Consider the following 6,973-nt stretch of genomic DNA (forward strand, 5'->3'; position numbering starts at 1 on the left):
GGGCCGGCCGAGGTGTCCGCGGGCAGGCCGCCCCGTCGCCCGTCAGCGCAGTCCGCTGTAGGCGGCCATGATGATCTCCATGCCGCGGTTGTCCTCCTGCCGGTCCCGGTCGATCATCCGGTTCATGACGTAGGCCACCGTCATGCGTGAGCCGGGGTCGCTCGCGACCAGCGAGCCGCCCCAGCCGCCCCAGCCGAAGGTGTTCCCGAACCTGCCGAAGCCCACCGTCCAGCACATCGGGGTGCCCAGCACGCGGTCCTCGCCATGGAACACCTCCTGCCAGGCGGGTTCGCAACCCCGGGGGGACAGCAGCCGCACGCCGCCGGCCGAACCCCGGTTCGCCAGGACCGACTGAGCCAGGGCGACGGAGCGGGCGTTGCCGAAGCCGTTCACCGCAGGGAGCTGCGCACGGCGCCAGGCCGGGGAGTTGGCGTCCTTGACCCGGATCGCCACACCGGTGTTCTCCCGGCGTGTGCCGTCCGGTCCGAGCGGTGCGCGGGCGGTGTACTCGTCGGTCAGTGACGGCGGCGGGATGAGCGGTGCGACGCGGTGGTCGTGTTCGGCGGGGAGTCCGATGTGGAAGTCCGCGCCGAGCGGTTTCGCCACCTCGTCGGCGAAGAACTCGCCGAGGCTGCGGCCGGTGATGCGGCGGACGATCTCGCCGACGAGGAAGCCGAAGGTGAGCGCGTGGTAGCCCGCGGCCGTCCCTGGCTCCCATGCAGGCGCCTGCGCGGCCAGCCCCGCCGTCACGCTCTCCCAGTCGTAGAGCTCCTCAACCGTCGTCGGCCCGGACAGGTCCGGCAGCCCCGCGGTGTGCGACAGCACGTGCCGCACCAGCACCTTCTCCTTGCCGGCCGCGGCGAAATCGGGCCAGTAGGCGGCGACCGGCGCGGACAGGTCGAGCTCGCCCCGGTCGGCAAGGATCAGCGCACACAGGGCGGTCATGTTCTTGGTCGTCGAGTTCACGCCGGTGAGGGTGTCGCGCTCCCAGCCGACGGAGCGGTCCGGATCGGCGTACCCGCCCCAGATGTCGACCACCGGCTCGCCGTCGACGTAGACGGCCGCCGAGGCGCCCACGTCGTCCTTGCCGAGCAGATCCGCCAGGGCCGCCCGGACTGCCTCGAACCGCGGTTCGCAAAACCCCTTAACATCGGTCATGGGTGCAAGGCTCATGCAGACCCGGGGCCTCCTGCCCGACAATTCCCGTATTCGTTCTGTCGGGCTGGGCGCGATCGAATCCGCTCTACTCCGGTACGACGGCCTGACAGTGCGCGGCCGGGCCGCCGGACCCCGACCGACCGCCCCGGTCTTCTGTCCTCGCCCCGCGGTCGGCCGACGGCCGAAAGACGGAAGGACGGATACGCGTGCTGGAGCGGCTGAACCAGGCGCTGGACCACCTTGAGGCCAGTCTCGACCAGGAGGTCGACATGGTCGAGGTGGCCCGGATCGCCGCCGTGTCGGAGTACCACTTCCGGCGGCTGTTCTCCGCGCTCGCCGGGATGCCGCTCCCGGTCTACGTGCGGCGGCGGCGCATGACGCTCGCCGCCGCCGAGGTGCTGGCCGGGGAGGGGACGCTGCTCGACATCGCGGTGCGGTACGGGTACGGCTCGGGCGAGGCGTTCGCCCGGGCGTTCCGCTCGGTGCACGGCATCGGGCCGGGCGAGGCCCGGCGCACGGGGGCGGTGCTCACGGCACAGCCGCGGATGTCCTTCCGCCTGGTCGTCGAAGGGAGTACGGCCATGCGCTACCGGATCGTGGAGAAGGAGCCGTTCCGGGTCGTCGGCAGGAAGGCCCGGGTCCCGCTCGTGCACGAGGGGCTCAACGCGGCCGCCGCGGCGCACCTGGAAGGCCTGGACGAACGGGCGGTCGTCCGGATGAAGGAGCTGGCCGGCCGGGAGCCGGCCGGGATCCTGTCGGCGGTGGTGTACCTGACCGACAGCCGGGAGGAGGGCGCCGAGGCGGACTACTGGATCGGCGTGGTGACCGGTCCCGAGGTGGCGGCCGAGGAGCTCGACGCCCTCGACGTGCCGGCCGGGACCTGGGCGGTCTTCGACAACCACGGGCCCTACCCGAGCGCCCTCCAGGAGCTGTGGCGGGACGTGTTCACGCAGTGGTTCCCCTCGAACCCGTACACGAGCCGGACCGGTCCGGAGCTGCTGCGGACGAAGCCGGTGGAGCTCGGCGCGGAGACCGGCTCCCAGCTGTGGATCCCGGTCGAGAGGGTCGGCGGGGGCGCCGGGACGTGAACACCCGGGTGCTGTCCTCCGCGCGGAAGCCCGCCGACGACCTGCGGACGAGCCTGTCCGCCGTGCGGGGCGCAGCCGGATCGCCGGTCATTTCGCCGTGGCTTCGGGAGAACCGGGCCGTTACTGTGGGCCGGTCGCCGATCTTGGAACACGGCACGACAACCGACCGGGGGGATCGACCGTCATGCAGCAGGACCACCACCACACCGAGCCGCCGACGTCCGGCCTCGTCACCGATCTCGTGGCACTGGCGGCGACCGGCGCGCTGGACGCCCTCCGGGTCGGCGCCGCACTGCCCGAGCTCACCGCCCGCTACGGCGAGCCCTGGGACGGCGGCCCCGTCGACGGGTTCGGGACCGGACGGCACTGGTTCGGCTGGGGCAGCCTGCAGCCGGTCTTCTGCCGGTGCGGCCGGCTGGAGCGGCTGTTCATCCCGGTCTGGCACGGGGAGCTGGAGCTCCCGGTGCCCGGCGGCGGGCTGCGCACCGTCGACTCGCACGTCACCGAGTCGGTGCTCACCGCCGGGCTCACCGCGGCCGGCCTCTGCTGGCGGACCGTCACGTACGAGAACCTCCACGACCAGCGGACCCTCGAACTGACGCCGGCCGAGGACGTGTGGGTGACCTTCGTCCTCACCGACCGGGAGAACTACGACGACCCGCCGCTGGAGGACTGGGTGCTGAACAAGGCAGGCTTCCGGGGGATCGACCACACCCGGTGTCCCGACCCCGCCGCCGACCCCGCCGCCGGCCCCGCCGCCGGCCCCGCCGCCGAGCGCTGAGGCACCACCACGGTCCCCGACGCCGGGATCCGCTGCGGTGATGTCCTTCTGGTCCTCACCCTCCGTGGTCTCCGCCTGGTTCACCGCCCGCCGTCCTGACCTGCTTGCGGTAGGCCCCCGGCGGCGATCCGAAGTGTCGTTTGAAAGCCTTGGCGAAGGCGAACTCCGACGTGTACCCCGTGCGCTGCGCGATGGTGCTCAGTGGAGCCGGCGATCGGTGGAGCAACCGCGCCGCGGTGGCCATCCGCCAGTTGGTGAGGTAGGTCAGCGGCGGCTCGCCGACCACCGAGGCGAAGCGGCGGGCGAACACCGCGCGGGACAGCCCGGCGCGGGTGCCCAGCGACTCCACGGTCCAGGGATGGCCGGGATCGTCGTGGATCGCCTTCAGGGCCGGCGCGACCGCCGGGTCGGTCAGCGCCGCCGCCCAGCCCCGGGTCCGCTCCTTCGGCAGGTCGGCGTACCACGACCGGAGGATGTACAGCAGCAGCAGATCGACGAGCGCCGTGACGACCGCGTCCGAGCCCGGCTGCGGCGCGTGGAACTCGGCGCACAGCTGATCGACCGCCGAGCGCAGCACCGGGTGGCGGCCGGGAACCGCGGGGAGGTGGATGACCTCCGGCAGATCGCTGAACAGCGGATGCGGGCGGTCGACGTCGATCGCGTACGCGCCGCACACCAGCACCGTGCGCGGCCCCGGTCCGTCCACGGTGACCTGGCCGATCGGCGAGGAACGGTCCACGCGCTCCGGTACGAAGTCCACCGGATCGCGCTCCGGCACGTCGCACAGGGTGTGCCCGGTGCCGCGCTGCAGGAACACGATGTCGCCGGGGCCGAGCACGAGCGGTCGGCCGTGCGGTGGCACCAGGTGGCAGTGTCCTTCCACGACCACGTGGAATCCGGCTCCTGAGACGGGCTGGAAGGTCAGGGCCCACGGGGCGTGCGCGTCGGTGCGGGTCACCATCGGGCGTCCCGTGCGCAGGACTTCGAGGGTGTTGCTCAGGATGTCCATGGCGCCACTCTAGGGCCTGCGCGGCAAGACGATATGACAGGGAATCGAGATCTTCAGTCATTCATCGTCTCGCCGAGGAGGCGTACGTTCGTGCCATGGCGGTCGCCGAACCCCGGCACCGCATCGAGGAAGGAACGGATCCCATGTCTCTGGCCGGCAAGAAGATCGTGATCATCGGTGGAACCTCCGGCATCGGCTTCGCGGTGGCCCGGCAGGCCGCGGCGGCCGGCGCGGACGTCGTGGTCGCCTCCAGCAACCAGGACCGCGTGGACGCCGCGACGAAGCGGTTGGGCGGGCCGGCCGAAGGCCGCCGCCTGGACGTCGCCGACGGCAACGCCATCGCCGCGTTCTTCGCGCAGGTCGGGGAGTTCGACCACCTCGTCTACACCGCGGGCGAATCCCTGCTGATCAAGCCGTTGGCCGACACCACCCCGGAGGAGGCCAGGGCCCTCTTCGAGCGCCGGTTCTGGGGCGCACTCCTCTCCGCCAAGTACGCGGCACCGCGACTGCGCGACGGCGGCTCGATCACCTTCAGCTCCGGCGTCCTCGCGATCCGTCCCCTGCCCGGAACCGCGCTCGCGGCAGGCATCACCGGCGGCATCGAGGCCCTGTCCCGGGCCCTCGCCGTCGAACTCGCGCCGCTGCGGGTGAACGTGGTCCAGCCCGGGGTGATCCGCACCGAGCTGTGGGACGGCAGTGTCCCGGACCCGGAGGCCTTCCTCCAGGACGCCGGGTCCGAGCTGCTCACGCGGCGGGTCGGCACCGCCGAGGAAGCCGCGGCGGCCTATCTCCTCGTCCTGTCCAACGGCTACGTCACCGGCACCACGCTCGCGATCGACGGCGGCGCGGCCCTGGTGTAGGTCAGACGGGCGGCATCAGATCGCTCTCGCTGATGGTGTACGTCAGCCGGGGGTAGACGAAGTCCGTCTCCTGGTTCTCACGGCGCCGCAGTCGGTAGAACTCGTGCCGCTGCTCATCGTCGGCCGTCGTGAGGCGCGCTCCCTGCGGGAGGTGGGCCTGTCCGTCGCGGAACCGGACGAAGGTCTTCGACGTTCGAAAGGTCACGCCCAACCACTGGTTGTCCGCAGCCTGGGCGGGCGTGTCCAGGACGATCCGGTGCCTGAGCCGCCGATTCGAGTCGACGGAGAACGCGACGACACCGTTGTGGACGAGGGGGATCTCGAACGTCTCGTCATCCGACGCCTTCGACTCGAAGATCAGCTTCCTCGGCGGGCCGGCATCGGGATGCCGGTAGCAGGAGAAGACGGCGATGAACGACCCGTCGGCCAGGTCGAGGGCCTGGTCGGAATGGCCGCCCATCGTCCGGTAGGCGTTCGTGTAGCACTCGACGAGGGCGTTGTTGAAGCCGACCGGAAGCGCCGCACGTTCTTGGATCTGCTGCGCCAGGCGTTCGTGCACCGCCCGGAAGCGCTGCGCCGGGGCGCCGTACCGAGTGGTGGTGCGGACGAGAGGCACGCCACTCGCCTCGTCGACCTTGGCGAGTACGGCGCCCCGCCGGCCCTTTCCCACGTCTTCCCAGCGGGTCGACGCGGACAGCTCCGCGAAGGGATTCCCCGTGGAGGGCAGGGCGAACGAGAGGATCCGGTCCGAGATCCTAGGTTCGGGGGGCAAGGTAGTCTCCCGTGTTCATGCTGAAGAGGAACTGGTCGCCGTAGTCGATGAAGGACGAGGTCCTGTTCTCCTCGGCGTACAGTCTGCGCAGCTCGTCCATGCCGTCCGGTGTGGCCGGCTCCAGCTGCACCAGGGATCCGGCCGTCTTGAGGAACGTGTGGCCGTTCTTGTGGACGGCTTCGGTGCTCGAACAGCGCACCACGTACCCCAGGCGGGTCGGGAGAAGCTCCGCGTCCAGTGCCGCGGGCCGGATCTCATGTGTGTACAGGCGGTTGGTGGACAGCGGCATCAGGAACACGGAGCCGGGGTGGAGGGTCACGGTGAACTGCGCGGGGAGCGCGACGCCGTCACGTTCTCCGGTCGGGTCCTTGAGGCGGAAGTGGAGTCCGGTCAGCCCGCTGGCACCCTTCACGCCGTAGTCGAAGGCGTCCTCGGCCAGGGGCTGCAGCTTGTCGAGCCCGTCGTAGAAGGTGCAGAAGGCCATGACGCCGTTGACGGGCATGTCCTTGGTCTTGTCGGCATGGGCCGAGATCCTGGCCTTGGACTGCTTGCGCTCCGCCGTGGCAAGGGTGTTGTGGTAGACCTGCGCGAGGACGTGATTGAGCGGTGCCTGGTTCCGGAAGACGGCGGCGGCCTCGCGGTTCAGGGCGTCGACGATGTGCGTGTCGGTCGGGCCGAAACCCTCGGTCGGCCCCGACAGATTCGTGGAGCACCGGAGCAGGCGGAAATGCAGCTCGTCACCGCTCCGCGTGACGGGCGTCAGATAGATTCCGCTGCGATGGGCCTTTCCGGGCTTGGTGGACTCCGTCAGGGACTGGAACGCGTGCTCGGCACGGATCCGTCCGAAGTGATCGGCACCGGGTTCGAAGAAGCGGCGGTAGTACACGCCGACACCGTGCACCCGGGTGGGGACTCGGCCGAGGCCGATGACGGGCCAGTGGTCGTCGCCCTCCCCGTGCTGACCCTGTGACAGCTCCCGGATGACGAACACCCGGGCGGCCGTGTGCAGTTGGCGGCCACTGATCCCGGAGACGTCACCACACAGGTAGACGGTCCTCTGTGCGAGGTCCGGTGAACCGGAGGCGAGCTCCTCCGGTGTGATGACGGATCCGAAGAATTCCGCAACGACGCCGTGGTCATGCAATGCCGACGGCGCAACCAGGAGGTTGCCCGCATCCGCGAGGCAGGCTTCTGTCGGTGCTGCTGTGTACATCGAGCCGTACCTGCCGTTCGCGGATCTGGGTGGATTGCTCAACCCGTGGACGTGGCAACGGTCCGTCTCCTTTCCTTCGCGTGGCGAACCGC

At 70.7% G+C, this 6,973-nt stretch carries 7 protein-coding genes; 3 read left to right on the forward strand and 4 right to left on the reverse strand.

Annotated features, from left to right (window positions below):
• Positions 1-42: 42 nt before the first annotated feature.
• A complete protein-coding gene (locus tag ABZ885_RS32520) occupies positions 43-1,158 on the reverse strand; it encodes a serine hydrolase domain-containing protein (RefSeq protein WP_360196654.1) in 1,116 nt (371 codons plus the stop codon).
• A gap of 206 nt (positions 1,159-1,364) precedes the next feature.
• Here ABZ885_RS32520 and ABZ885_RS32525 point away from each other — a divergent pair, with 206 nt between their 5' ends.
• A complete protein-coding gene (locus ABZ885_RS32525; protein WP_360196657.1) occupies positions 1,365-2,246 on the forward strand; it encodes an AraC family transcriptional regulator in 882 nt (293 codons plus the stop codon).
• 184 nt (positions 2,247-2,430) lie between these two features.
• Positions 2,431-3,027 (forward strand): hypothetical protein, encoded by a 597-nt coding sequence (locus ABZ885_RS32530; RefSeq protein ID WP_360196660.1) that lies wholly within the window; start codon positions 2,431-2,433, stop codon positions 3,025-3,027.
• A 55-nt stretch (positions 3,028-3,082) separates the two neighbouring features.
• Here the strand turns inward: ABZ885_RS32530 and ABZ885_RS32535 are convergent, their stop codons facing one another.
• Positions 3,083-4,036, reverse strand: coding sequence for an AraC family transcriptional regulator (locus ABZ885_RS32535; protein ID WP_360196663.1), 954 nt, complete (start codon positions 4,034-4,036; stop codon positions 3,083-3,085).
• A 143-nt stretch (positions 4,037-4,179) separates the two neighbouring features.
• Here ABZ885_RS32535 and ABZ885_RS32540 point away from each other — a divergent pair, with 143 nt between their 5' ends.
• Positions 4,180-4,896: an SDR family oxidoreductase gene (locus ABZ885_RS32540; RefSeq protein ID WP_360196665.1), complete on the forward strand. Its 717-nt coding sequence runs from the start codon at positions 4,180-4,182 to the stop codon at positions 4,894-4,896.
• Between the two features lies 1 nt (position 4,897).
• Here ABZ885_RS32540 and ABZ885_RS32545 read toward each other — a convergent pair whose 3' ends face one another.
• Both ABZ885_RS32545 and ABZ885_RS32550 read right to left on the reverse strand, forming a co-directional pair.
• Positions 4,898-5,668: an alpha-ketoglutarate-dependent dioxygenase AlkB gene (locus tag ABZ885_RS32545; protein WP_360196668.1), complete on the reverse strand. Its 771-nt coding sequence runs from the start codon at positions 5,666-5,668 to the stop codon at positions 4,898-4,900.
• On the reverse strand, positions 5,652-6,881 hold the full coding sequence (locus tag ABZ885_RS32550) for a hypothetical protein (RefSeq protein ID WP_360196670.1): 1,230 nt from the start codon (positions 6,879-6,881) through the stop codon (positions 5,652-5,654). The genes ABZ885_RS32545 and ABZ885_RS32550 overlap by 17 nt, the downstream gene beginning before the upstream one ends.
• Between the last annotated feature and the right edge of the window lie 92 nt (positions 6,882-6,973).

Source organism: Kitasatospora sp. NPDC047058 (assembly GCF_040643935.1).
In the GTDB taxonomy this organism is placed as follows: domain Bacteria; phylum Actinomycetota; class Actinomycetes; order Streptomycetales; family Streptomycetaceae; genus Kitasatospora.

Excerpts from the sequence above, each read along its gene's own strand:
- ABZ885_RS32520 (WP_360196654.1), bottom strand. The coding sequence starts at position 1,158 with ATGACCGATGTTAAGGGGTTTTGCGAACCGCGGTTCGAGGCAGTCCGG.
- ABZ885_RS32530 (WP_360196660.1), top strand. The coding sequence starts at position 2,431 with ATGCAGCAGGACCACCACCACACCGAGCCGCCGACGTCCGGCCTCGTC.
- ABZ885_RS32535 (WP_360196663.1), bottom strand. The coding sequence starts at position 4,036 with ATGGACATCCTGAGCAACACCCTCGAAGTCCTGCGCACGGGACGCCCG.
- ABZ885_RS32540 (WP_360196665.1), top strand. The coding sequence starts at position 4,180 with ATGTCTCTGGCCGGCAAGAAGATCGTGATCATCGGTGGAACCTCCGGC.
- ABZ885_RS32550 (WP_360196670.1), bottom strand. The coding sequence starts at position 6,881 with ATGTACACAGCAGCACCGACAGAAGCCTGCCTCGCGGATGCGGGCAAC.